Source organism: Rhizobium sp. P1_E6, assembly GCF_056405875.1.
The window spans coordinates 1-16,018 of sequence record NZ_JBFUBG010000059.1; the positions used below are offsets into that span (position 1 = coordinate 1).

The 16,018-nt window shown below is 59.8% G+C and carries 16 protein-coding genes; 8 read left to right on the forward strand and 8 right to left on the reverse strand.

The genetic code is table 11. The features are described from left to right. Positions 1-195 (forward strand): winged helix-turn-helix transcriptional regulator (locus tag AC1D35_RS23445; RefSeq protein WP_477940246.1); only part of this gene is annotated, 195 nt, incomplete at its 5' end. Positions 196-204: 9 nt separating this feature from the next. Here AC1D35_RS23445 and leuA read toward each other — a convergent pair. From leuA to AC1D35_RS23460, 3 genes are all read right to left on the reverse strand, one after another. Continuing rightward, a complete protein-coding gene (gene leuA, locus AC1D35_RS23450; protein ID WP_113297539.1) occupies positions 205-1,938 on the reverse strand; it encodes a 2-isopropylmalate synthase in 1,734 nt (577 codons plus the stop codon). 325 nt (positions 1,939-2,263) lie between these two features. Continuing rightward, positions 2,264-3,448 carry a benzoate/H(+) symporter BenE family transporter gene (locus AC1D35_RS23455; RefSeq protein ID WP_477852506.1) on the reverse strand — a complete coding sequence of 395 codons (1,185 nt, stop codon included), beginning with the start codon at positions 3,446-3,448 and terminating at the stop codon, positions 2,264-2,266. 202 nt (positions 3,449-3,650) lie between these two features. Beyond that, positions 3,651-4,238, reverse strand: coding sequence for an ATP-dependent Clp protease proteolytic subunit (locus tag AC1D35_RS23460; protein ID WP_113297537.1), 588 nt, complete (start codon positions 4,236-4,238; stop codon positions 3,651-3,653). Positions 4,239-4,395: 157 nt separating this feature from the next. Between AC1D35_RS23460 and AC1D35_RS23465 the strand changes: the two genes are divergently transcribed. Both AC1D35_RS23465 and AC1D35_RS23470 read left to right on the forward strand, forming a co-directional pair. After that, positions 4,396-5,106 carry a hypothetical protein gene (locus AC1D35_RS23465; RefSeq protein ID WP_113308790.1) on the forward strand — a complete coding sequence of 237 codons (711 nt, stop codon included), beginning with the start codon at positions 4,396-4,398 and terminating at the stop codon, positions 5,104-5,106. Positions 5,107-5,220: 114 nt separating this feature from the next. Beyond that, positions 5,221-5,973: a DUF2076 domain-containing protein gene (locus AC1D35_RS23470; protein WP_113308789.1), complete on the forward strand. Its 753-nt coding sequence runs from the start codon at positions 5,221-5,223 to the stop codon at positions 5,971-5,973. A gap of 186 nt (positions 5,974-6,159) precedes the next feature. Here the strand turns inward: AC1D35_RS23470 and queF are convergent, their stop codons facing one another. The 3 genes from queF to AC1D35_RS23485 form a co-directional block, all read right to left on the reverse strand. Next, positions 6,160-6,624, reverse strand: a complete 465-nt coding sequence (queF, locus tag AC1D35_RS23475) for a preQ(1) synthase (protein WP_113308788.1) — start codon at positions 6,622-6,624, stop codon at positions 6,160-6,162. Then, positions 6,624-7,538 carry a CDF family cation efflux transporter EmfA gene (gene emfA / locus AC1D35_RS23480; RefSeq protein WP_113308787.1) on the reverse strand — a complete coding sequence of 305 codons (915 nt, stop codon included), beginning with the start codon at positions 7,536-7,538 and terminating at the stop codon, positions 6,624-6,626. The genes queF and emfA overlap by 1 nt, the downstream gene beginning before the upstream one ends. Before the next feature lie 147 nt (positions 7,539-7,685). Then, positions 7,686-7,898 (reverse strand): S26 family signal peptidase, encoded by a 213-nt coding sequence (locus tag AC1D35_RS23485; protein WP_477852556.1) that lies wholly within the window; start codon positions 7,896-7,898, stop codon positions 7,686-7,688. A gap of 46 nt (positions 7,899-7,944) precedes the next feature. On the opposite strand from AC1D35_RS23485, the gene AC1D35_RS23490 reads away from it, so the two are divergent. The 4 genes from AC1D35_RS23490 to AC1D35_RS23505 all read left to right on the forward strand — a co-directional run bounded on the left by AC1D35_RS23490 (position 7,945) and on the right by AC1D35_RS23505 (position 10,007). Beyond that, on the forward strand, positions 7,945-8,439 hold the full coding sequence (locus AC1D35_RS23490) for a MarR family winged helix-turn-helix transcriptional regulator (protein ID WP_477852555.1): 495 nt from the start codon (positions 7,945-7,947) through the stop codon (positions 8,437-8,439). After that, on the forward strand, positions 8,436-9,116 hold the full coding sequence (locus AC1D35_RS23495) for a GNAT family N-acetyltransferase (protein ID WP_477852503.1): 681 nt from the start codon (positions 8,436-8,438) through the stop codon (positions 9,114-9,116). Before AC1D35_RS23490 ends, AC1D35_RS23495 begins: the two co-directional genes overlap by 4 nt. A 104-nt stretch (positions 9,117-9,220) precedes the next feature. Further along, entirely contained in the window at positions 9,221-9,742 is a 522-nt protein-coding gene (locus AC1D35_RS23500) for a hypothetical protein (protein WP_113308786.1), read from the forward strand. Positions 9,743-9,842: 100 nt separating this feature from the next. Beyond that, positions 9,843-10,007: a DUF1328 domain-containing protein gene (locus tag AC1D35_RS23505; RefSeq protein ID WP_007824505.1), complete on the forward strand. Its 165-nt coding sequence runs from the start codon at positions 9,843-9,845 to the stop codon at positions 10,005-10,007. A 69-nt stretch (positions 10,008-10,076) separates the two neighbouring features. Here the strand turns inward: AC1D35_RS23505 and AC1D35_RS23510 are convergent, their stop codons facing one another. Beyond that, positions 10,077-12,266, reverse strand: coding sequence for an anthranilate synthase (locus AC1D35_RS23510; protein ID WP_113308785.1), 2,190 nt, complete (start codon positions 12,264-12,266; stop codon positions 10,077-10,079). A gap of 266 nt (positions 12,267-12,532) precedes the next feature. Then, positions 12,533-14,770, reverse strand: a complete 2,238-nt coding sequence (locus AC1D35_RS23515; RefSeq protein WP_113308784.1) for a TonB-dependent hemoglobin/transferrin/lactoferrin family receptor — start codon at positions 14,768-14,770, stop codon at positions 12,533-12,535. Between the two features lie 282 nt (positions 14,771-15,052). Here AC1D35_RS23515 and AC1D35_RS23520 point away from each other — a divergent pair, with 282 nt between their 5' ends. Then, positions 15,053-15,952: an extensin-like domain-containing protein gene (locus tag AC1D35_RS23520; protein ID WP_477940251.1), complete on the forward strand. Its 900-nt coding sequence runs from the start codon at positions 15,053-15,055 to the stop codon at positions 15,950-15,952. Positions 15,953-16,018: the final 66 nt, after the last annotated feature.

The window sequence follows — 16,018 nt, forward strand, 5'->3', positions numbered from 1 at the left end:
CTCGTGCGCCGGGAGATCTTTGCCGAGGTGCCTGCGCGGGTGGAATATACGGCAACAGAACTCGGTCTCGGCTTGGAGCCGATCCTCTTTGCTCTCTGCCAATGGGGACAGAACCATGCGGAAGCGCAGGGCGARCTCGATGAGCTCGCCGATTGCATCGTCAGGCCGCGTCACCCCGAGGCGATCGCGGCCTGATCAGAATGCTCAGGCCTTGCCGGCCTTTACCTCAAGCACGCGGTTGGCGGCCGACACGATTGCTTCGAGCGATGCGCCAACGATATTGGTGTTGATGCCTGCGCCGAAGAGCTTGCCGCCCGGATAGGATGTCTCGACATAGGAAATGGCCGAGGCATTCGAGCCATGCTGCAGCGAATGCTCCGAATAATCCTCGACCGACATTTCGATGCCGAGATAGTGCGACAGCGCATTGATGAAGCCATCGATCGGCCCGTTGCCGCGGCCTTCGATGCGTTTGATCTCACCATTGTCGGTGATCTCGGCCGCCACGATTCGCTGTCCCTTGTTCTCGGTATCGGGATAGGTGTGGTGGTCGACAAACCGGAGGCGAGCGCCCGGCTGCGTCACGTAGCGCTCGATGAAGCGGTCGTGGATACGCTTCGAGGGAAGCTCCTTGCCCTCTTCGTCGGTAATGCGCTGGATGTCTCCGCGGAATTCGACCTGCAGGTTGCGCGGCAGGTTGAGCCCGTAATCCTGCTGCAGGATATAGGCGATGCCGCCCTTGCCGGACTGCGAATTGATGCGGATGATCGCCTCGTAGGAGCGGCCGACATCGCGCGGATCGATCGGCAGATAAGGCACTTCCCATACCGGATGGTTGGCGATCTGTGCAGCCTTCATGCCCTTGTTGATCGCATCCTGATGCGAGCCGGAGAAGGCCGTGTAGACCAGCTCGCCGACATAGGGATGACGATCAGCGATCACCATCTGGTTCGAATACTCGAACACTTCCTTGATGCGCTCGATATCGGAGCAGTCGATTTCCGGATCGACGCCCTGCGTGAACATGTTGAGCGCCATCGTCACCACATCGACATTGCCCGTGCGCTCGCCATTGCCGAAGAGCGTGCCTTCGACGCGGTCGGCACCTGCCAGCAGCGCCAGCTCGGCAGCGGCAATACCGGTGCCGCGGTCATTATGCGGATGCAGCGAGATGATCAGGTTCTCGCGGTTGTCGAGATTGCGGCACATCCATTCGATCTGGTCGGCATAGACGTTGGGCGTCGCCATCTCCACCGTCGAAGGCAGGTTGATGATGAGCTTGTTGTCAGGCGTCGGCTTCACGACGTCGATGACGGCGTTGCAGATTTCCAGCGCCACATCCAGCTCGGTGCCGGTGAAGCTCTCGGGCGAATATTCGAAACGGTAACCGCCGCCAGCCTTGGCTGCCATATCGGTGATCATCTTGGCTGCATCGACGGCGATCTGCTTGATGCCCTGCACATCCTTGGCGAACACCACGCGACGCTGCAATTCGCTGGTGGAATTATAGAAGTGCACGATCGGGCGGTTGGCACCTTCCAGAGCTTCGAAGGTGCGGGTGATCAGTTCCGGACGGCACTGCACCAGCACCTGCAGCGAGACGTCGTCGGGCACATTGCCCTCTTCGATGCACCAGCGGGCAAAATCGAAATCGGTCTGCGAGGCGGATGGGAAACCGATCTCGATTTCCTTGAAGCCCATTTCCAGCAGCAGCTGGAACATGCGGGCTTTGCGGTCATGGCCCATCGGATCGACGAGCGCCTGATTGCCGTCGCGCAGGTCGACGGAGCACCAGATCGGTGCCTTGGTAATGGTCTTGGTCGGCCAGGTACGATCAGGAATGTTTACCTGCGGATAGGGCCGGTACTTCATGCCGGCGTCGGGCATGCCCTTGGCGGAAGCAGCGCTTGCGGAGGATCGGCTGGTGTTCGTATCCATTGTCTTGTCTCCTCGTCCCGGCATTTGCCGCGTCTTAGCCGATCATATCTGGCTTGGCGACAGCAAATGCGGACCTTTGATCGGTCGTTTGGTCAATTTTGAAAGTGAGTCGCGAGGAGCGATGGCCGGGCGGGCTTTCGGCCGCCGGGCGCTCCTCAAAGGACCCGGCAACCGCGCGTAAGGCCGAGGAGAAGAAGCGAGGTCAGGGCGCGCGTATTGTCACGCAATGCCATGCGGCTGCGTGCAATCGTCTCGGAAATCCGTGCGCTCGTGCTCTTCATGACCGCGCTTATAGCCTCCGGCGGAAATTCCGGCAACCCCTCACCTATTTTTTCATCACCTGCACAATTCGAGAGAGCGCAAGCATCAGCCCGCCGGCAACCAGTCCCCAGAAGGCGCCGGAGATGCCGCCAAAGGAAACACCGGAGGCAGTGACAAGGAAGGTAATCGCTGCCGCCTCGCGGGTTTCAGGCGCCTGAAAGGCGGCCATCGCGGACCCCGAGAAGGCGCCGACCAGCGCCAGACCGGCCACGGCCTCGATCAGGATCGGCGGTGCCAGCGCGACGAAAGCTGTGACCGCCCCGGCAAGCAGCCCCAGAATGACGTAGCCGACCCCCGAAATCAGCGCCGCCCAATAGCGCCGCGAGGGATCGGCATGCGCGTCCTGCCCGGCGCACATCGCCGCCGTGATTGCCGCCAGATTGACCGCATGCCCGCCAAAGGGAGCCGCCAGCAGCGAGAAAACGCCGGTCACGGCAAACAGCGGGCCTGGCTTCGGATCGTAGTGATTGACCTTCAGCACCGCGATGCCGGGAATGTTCTGCGAGGCCATCGTCACGATGAAGAGCGGCAGGGCAATGGACACAAAACCGGCGAGATTGAAGACCGGGTGCACGATGCCGATAACAGGCACCAGCGACTGCTCGAGCGACGCCAAGGCGCCCTCGGGAATATCCACGCCGAAGGCAAGCACCAGTGTGAAGGCAACAAGCGCCGCCGGCACCGCCCACAAACGCTTGAACGCGCCGACGACGATCCATGTCAGAATGATCGGCAGACCGAACATCGGATTGAAAGCGATTGCCTTGACCGGAGCAAAACACAGACCGAGCAGCACGCCCGAAAGCATGGCATTGGCAAGCGGTGCGGGAATAGCGGCAACCGCCCGTCCGAGCGGCTTGAACAGCCCGGCAATGACGATCAGCGCACCGCAAAGAATGAAGGCCCCGACCGCTGCGTTGAAACCGCCATCAATCGTGCCGATGCTCGCCAGCAGCGCCGCCCCCGGCGTCGACCAGGCGATACTGACCGGCAGGCGTGTGACGGCACAGAGCACGATGGCGCAAAGCCCCATCGAGATCGACAGCGCCATCAGCCCTGAAGCGGCCTGCACATCGGTCGCGCCCACCGCCTGTAGCCCATGCAGCACGACGGCGAAGGAACTGGTGAATCCCACGAAAGCCGTCAGCAGACCCATGAAGAGACTTTGAACGGAAAAATCTTTGATCATGCGAGACTCCCGGCTGCGAAGATTGCGCATGGAGCAGCATTAGGGGGAGGCACGCAAGCCGCATTGCCACCGGAAATGTTCGCTGGGCTGGCAATTTCCGTGGGGATTTCATGCTGATACCCAGCGTGACGTGGGCAGATATGAAAACGCCCCGCCGGCAATGGCAGACGGGGCGTAAATTCACAGCCGTATCAGCGAAAGATCAGATTTCGCTCTGCGAAGTGACCACGCGCGAAACGAGACCGTAGGCCACGGCGTCTTCAGCCGAGAGCCAGTAATCGCGGTCGATGTCCTTGGCGATCTTTTCTTCCGTCTGGCCGGTTGCCTTCGAGAAGATCTTGATCAGACGTTCGTTCATCTTGATGATTTCACGCGCCTGGATTTCGATGTCCGAAGCCATGCCCCGCGTGCCGCCGGACGGCTGGTGCAGCAGGAAGCGGGTGTTCGGCAGGCAGATGCGACGTTCCTTCGGAGCCGCGGCATAGATCAGCGCGCCGGCCGAGGCGACCCAGCCCGTCCCGATCATCCAGACCTTCGGCTTGATGAACTTGATCATGTCGTGGATGGAATCGCCGGATTCGACGTGACCGCCGGGCGAATTCACATAGATACGAATATCTTCGTCATTGGCGGCTGAAAGCGCAACAAGCTGAGTGCTAACCTTCTGCGCCAGTTCCTGCGTGATCGGCCCATAGATGAAGATCGAACGCGACTTGAAAAGGTTCGCCTCCGTTTCCTTGCCGAGCGGCAGTTCCTTCGTCTTGTCGTCCTGTTCTTCTTCTTCGTTCATTCGAACCTCTCTCACGTCCAATGCGGTTCCTCGCACATAGTGCGACTCAATGCGTAAAACAATGCGGGAAAAAGAGGAAGCAGGAAGCGGTGAAGATATTCTTATGACAAACGCACGATATCATCGCATCCTCTGAAAAGACCGGGAGAAACACAAAATGACCTCCTCCTTGCTACGCGCAGCCGTGCGCAACAACGCATTCTGGTGCGACGCCGTCTGCAAGGCACAGGGCTCGCCCGGCGAGTTCACGGCGACAATTTGGTTTCATCGCCGCGGCACGCCGCCCTTCTATCCCGATGCCGTAACGCTGGCGGAGACCGAGGTCGAAGCAGCAGAAGCGATCGCCACGCTAATCAACAGTGACAAGCGCGACTGGGCAGTCAAGGACAGCTACGCAACCCTCGATCTCGCGCCGCTCGGTTTCACGATGCTGTTCGAGGCCGAATGGATCGGCATGCGCACGCCAGTCTCGGCGCCGTCCCCATTCACCTGGCAGCGCATGGAAAGCGCTGTCGATCTTGCGCGATGGGAGGCGGAATGGGGCAAGGCGAACGGGTCGACTACACAGAAGATCTTTACCGAGCCACTGCTGCACGATCCTGAAATCGCGTTCCTGCTTGGTTTCAAACATGGCCAACCGGTCGGCGGCGGCATCCTCAATCACCACGCCGGCGTCGTCGGCCATTCCAACCTGTTTGCAGAGGCCCGGCACGGTGAAGCCATTCGCCGCGGGCTGATTGCGCAGGCTGCCTCGCTCTATCCGGGAGAACCGCTTGTCGGCTACGAACGCGGCGACGATCTGGACGAGGCGCTGCGCACGGGCTTCGAACTTCTGGGGCCTCTGCGCGTCTGGCTGAAGGAGGTCTGACCTTACTGAAATGTAAGCCGCCAAGGCTTTGAAATGCCCCAATCGCTTCCTAACTCAGTTTTACGCGGCCCTCCCGCCGAACGTTGAAGCCGCAGAACTTTAAGGAGACAGGCTATGTCACCGGAAGAACGCCAATTGCTGACTGCCCTCTTCGATCGCGTCCGCACCGCAGCCGCCACGCCGCGCGACCCGGAAGCCGAAGCGCTGATATCAGAAGCGAACCGTGCGCAACCCTCCGCCACCTATTATCTGGCGCAAGCGGTCATCGTTCAGGAAAAGGGTCTGGAAGCCGCCGCCAACCATATCAAGGAACTCGAAGAGCATGTCCGCCAGCTCGAAGCAGGTGTAGGCGATCGCCGCCAGGCCGAACAGGGCGGCTTCCTGAGCTCCATCTTCGGCAACACGCAGACGCAGCAGCCGGCGCCCGCTCCCGGCCCGTGGGGCGGCGCGCCGAGAGATAGCTATGAACAATCGCGCGGCTATGACAACACCCGCCAGATGCCGCAACAGCCTACCGGCCCCTGGACGCAGCAGGCCGGTGCGCCGTCTGCCGGTGGCAGCTTCCTGCGCGGCGCTCTCGGCACGGCAGCCGGTGTCGCAGGCGGCATGCTGCTTGCAAATTCGCTTTCCGGCATCTTCGGCAACCACATGTCATCGCTTGGCTGGGGCTCGCCTTTTGGCGGCGCCAACCCCTTCGGCGGGGAGAACGCGCCGGTCGAGGAGACCGTCGTCAACAACTACTACGGCGACAACAGCCAGGCTGACGATAACCGGGCGGATAATAACGACAATATCCAGCAGGCCGATTACGACGACAATGATGACGACTCTTCCGACGATTCCGGTAATGACACGACGGATGTCTGAGTTTTGATGCAAGGAACGGGCAACAGTTGGCTTTAAACAGCCGCGCCGTTGCCCGGCCCTTCGCTTCGGCTCAGGGCGCTGCAATCGATTCAGAGCAGTTCCAGAAAAGTGCCAAGCGGTTTTACGTCGGGAATTGCGTAAGAACTAAAGGGTGAATCGATTGTTCGGGCTGCGCCGGATCGCAGCTCACCCACGTCCACGATAGGTCGCAACGCCCTGATCCGGCAGCCATACACCTTCCGGCGGCTTGCCTGTCTGCCAGAAGACGTCGATCGGAATACCGCCGCGCGGATACCAATAGGCGCCGATACGCAGCCATTTCGGGTCGAGCAGCTCTACGATACGTTTGGCGATATAGATCGAGCAATCCTCGTGAAAGGCGCCGTGATTGCGGAAGGAATGCAGAAAGAGCTTCAGCGATTTCGATTCCACCAGCCATTCGTTCGGAATGTAGTCGATGACGATATGGGCGAAATCCGGCTGCCCGGTCATCGGGCAGAGCGACGTGAATTCCGGTGCCGTGAAGCGCACGACATAGTCTGTGCCGGCGTGAGTGGCAGGCACCTTTTCCAGGACCGCGTCCTCTGGGTTCTTTGGGGTTTCCGTCTGCTGGCCCAGCATCGAAAGGCTGGAAACGTCCGTATTCGGCATTACGCCTCCTTGATCACTTTGACGCGGATACCGTGCGCTTTTTCGCCCTCCGGCTCCACGTGAATGGCAATTGTCGCGCCCGCATGCGCTGCGCGGATGGCATCTTCAAGGCGGTCGCAAATATCATGGGCTTCGCGAACCGTCATCCTGGCGGGCACGACAAGATGGAAATCGACGAAGGTCACCGAACCGGCGCGCCGCGTCTTCAGATCATGGACGCCGATCGAGCCTGACGCATGGGTGGCAATCGCCTGCATGATCGCCTCCTCCTCCTGCGGCTCGACCGCCTGATCCATCAACCCGCCGATCGACTGCGAGATCACCTTCCAGCCCTGATACAGGATGTTCAGCGCAACGAGGATGGCGAGAATGGGGTCGAAGATCGCATAACCGGTTGCGAGCGCCAGAAGCAAGCCAAAGAGAACGCCAACGGAAGTGACCACATCCGACATGATGTGCTGCCCGTCAGCCGTCAAAGCTGCAGAGCGGTGCTTTCGCCCGGTACGGATCAAAAGCTGCGCCCAGACGGCATTGATGACACCGGCGACGAAGTTGATCGCAAGACCGAGCACCGGTGCCTCGAGCATGCGCGGATCGGCGAGATGATTGACGGCCTCCTGGACGATCAGCAGCGCGGCGACGACGATCATCACGCCCTCGGTGACGGCCGAAAGATATTCCGCCTTGTGATGGCCGAAGGGATGGTCGTGGTCGGCGGGCTTCTGCGCATAGCGGATGACGAAGAAGGCGATGAAGGCAGCCACCACGTTGACGACGGATTCCAGCCCGTCCGAGAGCAGCGCCACGGAACCCGTCACCCACCAGGCGACCATCTTCAGCCCCATGACACCAAGCGACAGGGGAATGCCCCAGAACGCCAGTTTCCGGACCGTGAGATTGCCCTCGTCGCTCATATCATCCCCCTGCGGATGCGAATGAATTGCAGCATATAAGCCGTTGAAACGCAAAACCGCCCACGCGGAATCGCGCAGGCGGCCAATGCGGTTGATATGGGCAATCAGCCCTGAAATGTCAAAGGCTTTGGCGCGTGAGACAGTGCCCTATTCGAACGTTATCCCGATCCGTTCCGCATCAGGAGAGACAAGAACCAATACGGCTTGGCCGGAGACATCCTGCGCGGGCACGAAGCCATTCTCGCCCAACCGATCCGGAGCGCGGCTGTCGACGGAATTGTGTCTGTTGTCTCCAGGACGAAATAATGGCCGGCCGGTACCTCGAAAGGGCCGGCATCGTGCAATTGACGGCAATTCCATATGCACTTATATAATACGTTATATAAACAGAGATATGGGTCTTTCCGTGGTCGAAGATGTGGTGAAATCGCTAGGCTACTTATGCCTCGGCAGCCGCTTCCGCCGCATCGGCGAACGCCTGCAGGCAGACACGCAACAGATGATCGAGGAATTCGGCGTCGGCATCCAGGCCGCGCAATATCCGTTCCTCGGCGCCATCGACAGGCTCGGCCCACTCACCATAGGGGAACTGGCACAGGCAGTGGGTATCACCCAGCCCGGCGCCACACGCACCGCTTCCCAACTCATGGAACTCGGCTTCCTCAGCATGCAGCCATCTGCCGAAGATCAGCGCCGCAGGGTCGTTTCGTTGACGCCCGAGGGGCAGGAACTCGTCGAATATTCAAAACAACAAGTCTGGCCGCGCATTGCCGCCGCCGTCGCCGATCTTTGCGAAGATCTCGACGGCCCGCTGCTAGCGCAGCTTGCGGCGATGGAGGATGGGCTGGCCGAAGCGCCGCTCATCCGCCGCGCCAGGGCCGCACAGGAGAAAACACCATGAGCCATATTCTCGACCGACCGATCTGGAACGCGCTCCGGACGGCGCATGCCGACCTCGCCGAAGGCAGCGAACATGCAATGCGCTATCCGCCGTCCATCGTTCCCTTCGCGGCTGCCGCCGACGATACGCGGGAAAGTCTTGAAGCACTCGAAAACCTGCCGGTCGCCGACGAAGTCATGGCGATCGTCGAAGCGGGGCCCGTCACCATTCCTTCCGGGCTGACCGTTCTCTCGGAAGGCAAGCTGGTACAGATGATCGCCGAGCGGCCTTACGAGCGTGTGTCCGACAGCCGGCTGCAACAGCTGACCTCTGATGATGCGGAGGAAATGCTTGATTTGGCGATGCTGACCAAACCTGGCCCTTTCACCCTGCGCGCGCAAAGCCTTGGAACCTTCTGGGGTGTGAAGATCGACGGCCGTCTCGTCGCCATGGCCGGACAGCGCTTGCGCCACCCGGGATTTGGCGAGCTCAGCGGCCTTTGCACCCATCCCGATTTTCAGGGGCGCGGCCTCGGGACCCTGCTCTTCCGCTTCGTCGCCGGGGAAATTTCCGCCAGGGGCGACATCGTCTTCCTGCATGCTTATTACACGAACACGCCTGCCATCACGCTTTACAAGGCTCTCGGCTTCAAGCTGCGGTCGGAAATGAACCTGCGCGTCGTCAAGCGCCGCGCATAGGCTGGCCAAAACGTCACAGATGAGTGCTTTCGTCATTTGCGCCATGATAGTGTCCCATTTGCATGATGTTGACGGCTCGGCAGTCAATTGGGGACCGCGCAGACATGCATTGGATCAATCGTTACATCGACCAACCGTTGCTCGACGGTGCGGCCAGTTCCTTGCGGGCCTGGCACATCCGGACCGGCCTGTCGCCGGAACGGCTGGAGCCGCTCTGGAACATCGCCGTGACGGGCTTGCTGATCTTTGCGACCAGCCATTTCCTCGCCGGCCCGACACTCCTTCTGTGTTACGGCGGCCTCGTTATGCTCGCCCTCCCCTCGGCCTGGACGCTGTTCACCGGCCGCGATGCGGACGGCTACAACATCGCCGCCTACAAAAGGCTCAGAACCAGGGCCTTCATGAAGCGTGAGACAGAATGGGCCGTCCGGCTCGCCATCCTCTTCACAGCTGGCTGCCTTCCCTTCCTCACTCGCTCGGGCGATCCGTCCGCGGCCTATTTCATGATCGGCGCCAGCCTCTGGTTCGTGCTGACGGGACCAGCAAGATCCTATCTGGCGGCAGCAGAACCACCGATGCCGCGCGATGGCGACCGGTCTTTCAAGACCGATCTGCAGTTCGGCTGAACAAATTTAAATCAGCACGCAATTCAATTGTCGCAGCCGCAATGGAACGAACGGCTCACGCTTCCGTTATCCTTGCCAGCAGCAGACAAAGGAGATCGCGATGCTGTACTATGCTCTGGTATTTCTCGTCGTAGCCCTGATTGCAGGCGTCCTTGGATTTGGCGGCATCGCCGGTGCGTCCGCTTCGATAGCCCAGGTTCTGTTCTTCATCTTCCTGGTGCTGTTCGTAGTATCCATCGTCGCCCGGCTTATGCGGCGCGTATAGACGGACACTCCAACGCACATGAAAAACCCGCCTTCTCCGGCGGGTTTTTTATTGCTTATGCCTCTGACATCAGGCCGCCTTGGTTTTGGCCCGCCGCGCTAGATGCGCCACCACATTCTCGATCATCCGCATGCCTGCATCGCCGCCGAGCGTCATGATCGATTCCGGATGAAACTGCACGGCCGCGATCGGCTCCTTGGCATGCTCGATGCCCATGATCGTGCCGTCCTCACTCTCGGCGGTGATGATGAACTCCCGCGGCAGCGTCGAAGGATCGGCAAAGATCGAGTGATAGCGCCCAACCGTCACTTCCTTGGCAAGGCCCGAGAAGACGATGCCCGGCTCCAGCACACGGATACGCGACGGCTTGCCATGCATCGGCAGCGCCAGATGGCGAAGCTCGCCGCCATAGGCTTCCGCTAGCGCCTGCAGGCCGAGGCAGACGCCGAAGATCGGCAGGTTACGCGCCCGAGCCTTCTTGATCGTCGCCTTGCAATCGAAATCCTTCGGGTTGCCGGGTCCGGGCGACAACACGACAAGGTCAGGATTCAGCCGGTCGAAGATCTCTTCCGGCACTGGCGTCCGTACGGTCGAGACCGTCGCGCCAGTCTGGCGGAAATAATTTGCCAGCGTATGCACGAAGCTGTCTTCATGGTCGATCAGCAGGATGTTGACGCCCTTGCCAACAGAGGCGACATCGCGCTGGGTCTTGCCGGAATTGCCCGTCTTGGCGTCACGGATAGCGGAAAGCATGGCAGAGGCCTTCAGTTCGGTTTCGGCTTCTTCTTCCTCGGGAATGGAATCGTTGAGCAGCGTCGCACCGGCGCGTACTTCGGCAATACCATCCTTGATACGCACTGTGCGCAGCGTCAGGCCGGTATTCATGTCGCCATTGAAGCCGACCATGCCGATCGCGCCACCATACCATGCACGCGGGCTCTTCTCATGGGCTTCGATGAAACGCATGGCCCAGAGCTTCGGCGCGCCAGTGACAGTCACGGCCCAGGCATGGCTGAGGAAACCGTCGAACGCATCCATATCGTCACGCAGACGGCCTTCGATGTGATCGACCGTGTGGATCAAGCGCGAATACATCTCGATCTGGCGGCGGCCAATGACCTTGACCGAACCCGGCTCGCAGACGCGGCTCTTGTCGTTGCGGTCGACGTCAGAGCACATGGTCAGCTCGGATTCGTCTTTCTTGGAATTCAGGAGCTTCAGGATCTGCTCGCTGTCGGCAATGGGATCGTCGCCACGCTTGATGGTGCCCGAGATCGGGCATGTCTCGATGCGGCGGCCGGAGACACGCACGAACATTTCCGGCGAGGCGCCGACGAGATATTCCTGGTTTCCGAGATTGATGAAGAAGGAATAGGGCGACGGATTGATCGCCTTCAGCCGCTTGGAAATGTCGGAAGGCTTGCTTTCGCAGCGCTCCATGAACTTCTGGCCCGGCACCACTTCGAAGAGATCGCCCTTGCGGAAACTCTCTTTCGCCTTGACGACGAGTTCGGCATATTCGCCCGGGCGGTGATCGCTCTTCGGCGGGATGGTATTCGTGCGGATGAACGGCTCAGCGGCGATATCGCCCGCCTTGCCTTCTGTCGTCTTGCCGTCCCTGGCGAAGTCGTAACGATCAACCCATGCCTTTGCGGCGTAGTTGTCGACGACGAGAATTTCGTCCGGCAGATAGAGCACCATGTCCCGCTGATCGGAAGGACGCTGAAGCTTCAGATTGATCGCGTCGAACTGGAAGGCGAGGTCGTAGCCGAAGGCGCCGTAGAAGCCGATGCTGGCATCCGCCTGCGAGTAGAAGAGATCGGTGATGGCACGAAGAACGGTAAAGACCGTCGGCATCTTCGAGCGCTCTTCTTCGGTGAAGACACGGTCCGGCATCTTGACCGTCAGGTCGAGCCGGCGCGCTGTCAATGTGCCGAGTTCAAGCTCATGAACCGTCCTCAATCGCTCGACGATGAAACCAAGGATAACCTCGCCCCGCTCGTTGTAGGCTTCGATCCAGACATTGCGGCCGAAGGAGGAAATACCGAGCGGCGGATCGACAACCGCCGTATCCCAACGCGTATAACGACCCGGATATTCGTAGTTCGAGGAGAAGACGGCGCCGCGACGCTCGTCGAGCTTGTCGATATAGGAGGAGACCGCGTCGGCATAGGGAATGGCCCGCCTTTGCCGGGTGACGGTGATGCCGCCCTTGGTCTCGTAGATTTCCGCACCATCATCCCGCAGGATCGTTACCATAGTTCCACTCCGTTATCGGGCCCGGACGAAAGGCGGCCTTTGAAACAAAAAAGCCGCCTCGAAGTTTCGGGCGGCTCGTTCGTCGTCTTTAGACACGATTGGTCGAGGCCGCCTCAGCGAGCCCACCACCAAACTGCAATGTTTACAGACTTCTTCATGGGCGAAATTGTTAGCCTGAGATTAAGCCAAGCGCAAGAGGCCATTGGCCCCCGAAAAAGGGCGGCCCGAAAGCCGCCCTACCCCAGCCTTGAAAGGCTGATTTGTAATTAGAAGGTCTTGGTGACCGAGATCTTGAAGGTGCGGCCCGGCTCCGAATACCACTCCTTCGGTTGCGAAGCGGTTGCACTCAGATTGACCTCACGAACAGCGAGCGCGTTGTAGTACTCCTGGTCAAAGATGTTGTAGATCCCGCCCTGGATACGCAGACCCTTGACTTGTTCCGGCGTCCACCATGCGGTCAGGTCGACGATGCCGTAACCGGGCGCATCGAACGACGTCAGGGCATTGTCGTTGCCGGTCATCTGCGACGAGAGCGTTGAGGAGAGGTCGAAACCGTATTCGTCATTGCTCCAACCACCGCCGACAATGGCCTTGAACGGCGCGACAGAGCGCAGCCGCTCCTGCGTATCGTCGTTCCGGCCATAGGTGTAGGCAAGCGAGGTATGAAGATTGATGCCGTTGTCGAACGTCTTGATCACATTCGCTTCAAGGCCCGAGATGGAAGCAGAGGACACGTTCGTGTAGTTGAACGTCATGAAGCCAGTGGTGGGATTCCTTGTCGTCACGGTTTCGATGAAGTTCTGATACCGGGTATGGAATGCAGCTACGCGACCCTGCAGACCGCCAGTATCGAAGTTAGCGCCGATCTCAATGCCGCGGCCGATTTCCGGATCCAGATTCGGATTGCCAAGCTGCGCATAACCCTGCGTCGCATTGTAGAAGCGGCTGTAGAGTTCATCGACGGTCGGGGCACGGAAGCCGACTGCAAGCTGGGCATAGAGCTGAACATCAGGTGTCAGGTCGTAGCTTGCAAGCAGCTTCGGCGACATCCCGGCTTCCGTACGATCGTAAACCGCACCGAAGCGGGGAAGCGCCGGGTTGTTCTCGAAACCGCCGCCCGTCGACGGTCGATAGTTGAACCAATCAAAGCGGAAGCCGGGCGTCAGCGCAAAGCCGCTATTGCCGATTTCGATCTTGTCTTCGAATGTCACGCCGAGGTTCGTGCTGTCTACGTTGGGTACTTCGGACTGGTTGTTGAGCGTCGGGCAGGTTGTCGGCGTCGGGCAAAGCGCCGAACTGAATTGGTTCCAGCTCGAGACTCCGACGTCGAGGCCGACGCGAACGGAGTGGCTGAGGCCGGAATATTCGAAGTCCTTCGTTGCTGTGCCGCTGAAGCCCCAGGTTTCGTTTTCGATGCTGTTATTGCGGCCATAGGCGACATTGGCTGCAGTGCGGCCTTGGGTGCCGGATTCTTTCTTCAGATCCTGCCAGTAGAGGGTAGCTCGGGCGGTGCTGAAGAATGCATCCGAAGACTGCGCCTCGTAATCATAATCCAGCGAAACACGGTCACGATCGCCCAGTTCCCGACCGTCGTAGTCGCCGACGAGATAGCTGCGGATGGGAGGCGTGCCCTGCAGGTCCCGCAGGTCGGTCTTCAGGTCGCGCCGGAAACGCTCCGCCGTCAAGCCGATGCGATGGCCGCCTTCGAGATCTTGACGCACCTTGAAGAGCAGGTTGTGCTGATCGAAATCAGCCGGATCCGCCTCGGTGCGCAAACGGCCATAGCTGTCGTTATCGCCCTTGTTGTCGCGCTCGTGACCCTTGCGATAGGCGCCCTGAAAAAGGATCGACGTATTGCCGACCCTCTTGGCGGCGGCGGCGGAGCCGGCAATGCTGCGGTCTTCGCTGTCATAGGTCGACTTGACGATCGCGCCCCAGTCGCGATCTTCCGGAATCAGGTCCTCGGGCTCGAGCGTATTGAGGACGAAGGCGCCGCCGAGCATGCCCGAACCGCCCTTGCTTGAATCTGCACCGCGCACGATGTCGAGAGAGGAAAGTGAATCGAAATCAAAGGTGTCGCCGCCGCCATTGGCGTTAGCCGGGGCAAAAGCGCCCTGGCGCGAGCTGTTGGAAATATACGGGATCGGGATGCCGTCGATGGTCGTCAGGATACGCGAGCCGGAAAGGCCGCGCAGGTTGAAGCCAGCGTCAGCGCGCGAATAGTTCACCGTCGCGTCGACGCTACGGCCGATATCGTCGTAATTCGTGACCTGCTTCTGTTCCAGCTCCTTCTTGTCGATCTGGGTGGCAAGCGGCGTATCGGCAACACTGCCGGGCGCCGCGCGATTTCCCTTGACGACGATTTTCTGAAGGACAGTTGCGCCTTCGGCATTCGTGGCTGGCGTTACCGCCGGAGCACTCTGTGCGAAAGACTCTGAAACTGGAAGAACAAGTGCGGCTGCTGTGCAGACCATTAGAACCGAGCGCCAATGCCGGACGATCATAACCTACCCTCAAATGGAAATTACCGGGCTGGCTGGTCGTGGCGTTTCGGGCGCTCGAGGGGCTGGCTAGGTTGCGAACGACTGCGGAGATTTCCGCCTTCTTTTTGCCGCATAAAAAACATGAGTTTTATTGTCAATATATTCCGGCAATTTATGTTGAATAATATCGTCAAGTTTTAAGGATCTCAGGAAACGTTGCGCAATTGCAACGAATTCGCCGCTCTCGCGTTTCCTCTCCGCTCGATCAACGACGGGAAACGACGTGTGAGAGAATTTCGGAAGATGGCGGTCATTCTGGCCGCACTCGCCCTGCTCCCCGGCGCAAGTCTGCCGCGAACCGGTCCGGTGCCTCAGGCAAAGCCAGAAGCAGCAATCGAAGCGCCTGCGGCCCCTCAACYAGAAAAGAAACAGGAAACCGAGCAAGCCCCCAAGCCTGAGGCTGCGCCCGAAACGCCGCCGGCAGCGTCCGACGTTCCGACGCCGCAGCCCAAACCCGGCGAAACCCCTGCCACCCCACCAAACGGAAAGGATGACTTGCCTCCTGCTCCGCCGGAAGATCAGGAGCCAGCGAAACCGGGGGAACGGACACTTGAGGAACAGCATCTCACCATCGAACCCGAAAGCGATGCGGACCATGCGGAATGTACCAAAGAGCTGCAGAGCCTCGGTGTTGTCTTCAAAGAAACGCCCCGCGTCGATGGTGGCAACGGATGCGGCATCGACAAACCGATCATCGTCTCTGAGGCCCTGCCGGGCATCGCACTGAAGCCCGAAGCAACACTACGCTGCCCGACCGCACTGGCGCTCGCACGATGGATGAAGGGAAGCGTCATTCCCGCTGCCTCGGTCGCCTTGCCGGAAAGCGGCGGCATCACCACCATCAATCAGGCCTCCGCATACATCTGCCGGCTGCGAAACAACGCTGAGGCCGGCAAGATCTCAGAACATGCCCGCGGCAATGCCATCGATATCGCAAGCTTCAGCTTCAAGAAGGGCGAGGATATCGCCATTCGCTCACGCCGTGAGGATTCGACCCTGACAGGCGCATTCCAGCGCACGGTGAGCGCGGCAGGCTGCCTCTATTTCATGACAGTGCTCGATCCCGAGAGTGATGCCGCCCATGAGACCCACTTCCATCTGGACGTATTGCAGAGAAAGGGTGGTTATCGCTATTGCCATTAATCATTTCAGGCGCTTGCGACTGTGGCTTGAATCAGTTCCTCACATCCCCAAATCAAAGTCTGAGAA

Coding starts and splice junctions, on each gene's coding strand:
- queF (WP_113308788.1), bottom strand. CDS start 6,624: ATGCCGAATACGGACGTTTCCAGCCTTTCGATGCTGGGCCAGCAGACG.
- AC1D35_RS23505 (WP_007824505.1), top strand. CDS start 9,843: ATGCTGTACTATGCTCTGGTATTTCTCGTCGTAGCCCTGATTGCAGGC.
- emfA (WP_113308787.1), bottom strand. CDS start 7,538: ATGAGCGACGAGGGCAATCTCACGGTCCGGAAACTGGCGTTCTGGGGC.
- AC1D35_RS23495 (WP_477852503.1), top strand. CDS start 8,436: ATGAGCCATATTCTCGACCGACCGATCTGGAACGCGCTCCGGACGGCG.
- AC1D35_RS23485 (WP_477852556.1), bottom strand. CDS start 7,898: ATGGAATTGCCGTCAATTGCACGATGCCGGCCCTTTCGAGGTACCGGC.
- AC1D35_RS23510 (WP_113308785.1), bottom strand. CDS start 12,266: ATGGTAACGATCCTGCGGGATGATGGTGCGGAAATCTACGAGACCAAG.
- AC1D35_RS23515 (WP_113308784.1), bottom strand. CDS start 14,770: ATGATCGTCCGGCATTGGCGCTCGGTTCTAATGGTCTGCACAGCAGCC.
- AC1D35_RS23470 (WP_113308789.1), top strand. CDS start 5,221: ATGTCACCGGAAGAACGCCAATTGCTGACTGCCCTCTTCGATCGCGTC.
- leuA (WP_113297539.1), bottom strand. CDS start 1,938: ATGGATACGAACACCAGCCGATCCTCCGCAAGCGCTGCTTCCGCCAAG.
- AC1D35_RS23460 (WP_113297537.1), bottom strand. CDS start 4,238: ATGAACGAAGAAGAAGAACAGGACGACAAGACGAAGGAACTGCCGCTC.
- AC1D35_RS23500 (WP_113308786.1), top strand. CDS start 9,221: ATGCATTGGATCAATCGTTACATCGACCAACCGTTGCTCGACGGTGCG.
- AC1D35_RS23465 (WP_113308790.1), top strand. CDS start 4,396: ATGACCTCCTCCTTGCTACGCGCAGCCGTGCGCAACAACGCATTCTGG.
- AC1D35_RS23455 (WP_477852506.1), bottom strand. CDS start 3,448: ATGATCAAAGATTTTTCCGTTCAAAGTCTCTTCATGGGTCTGCTGACG.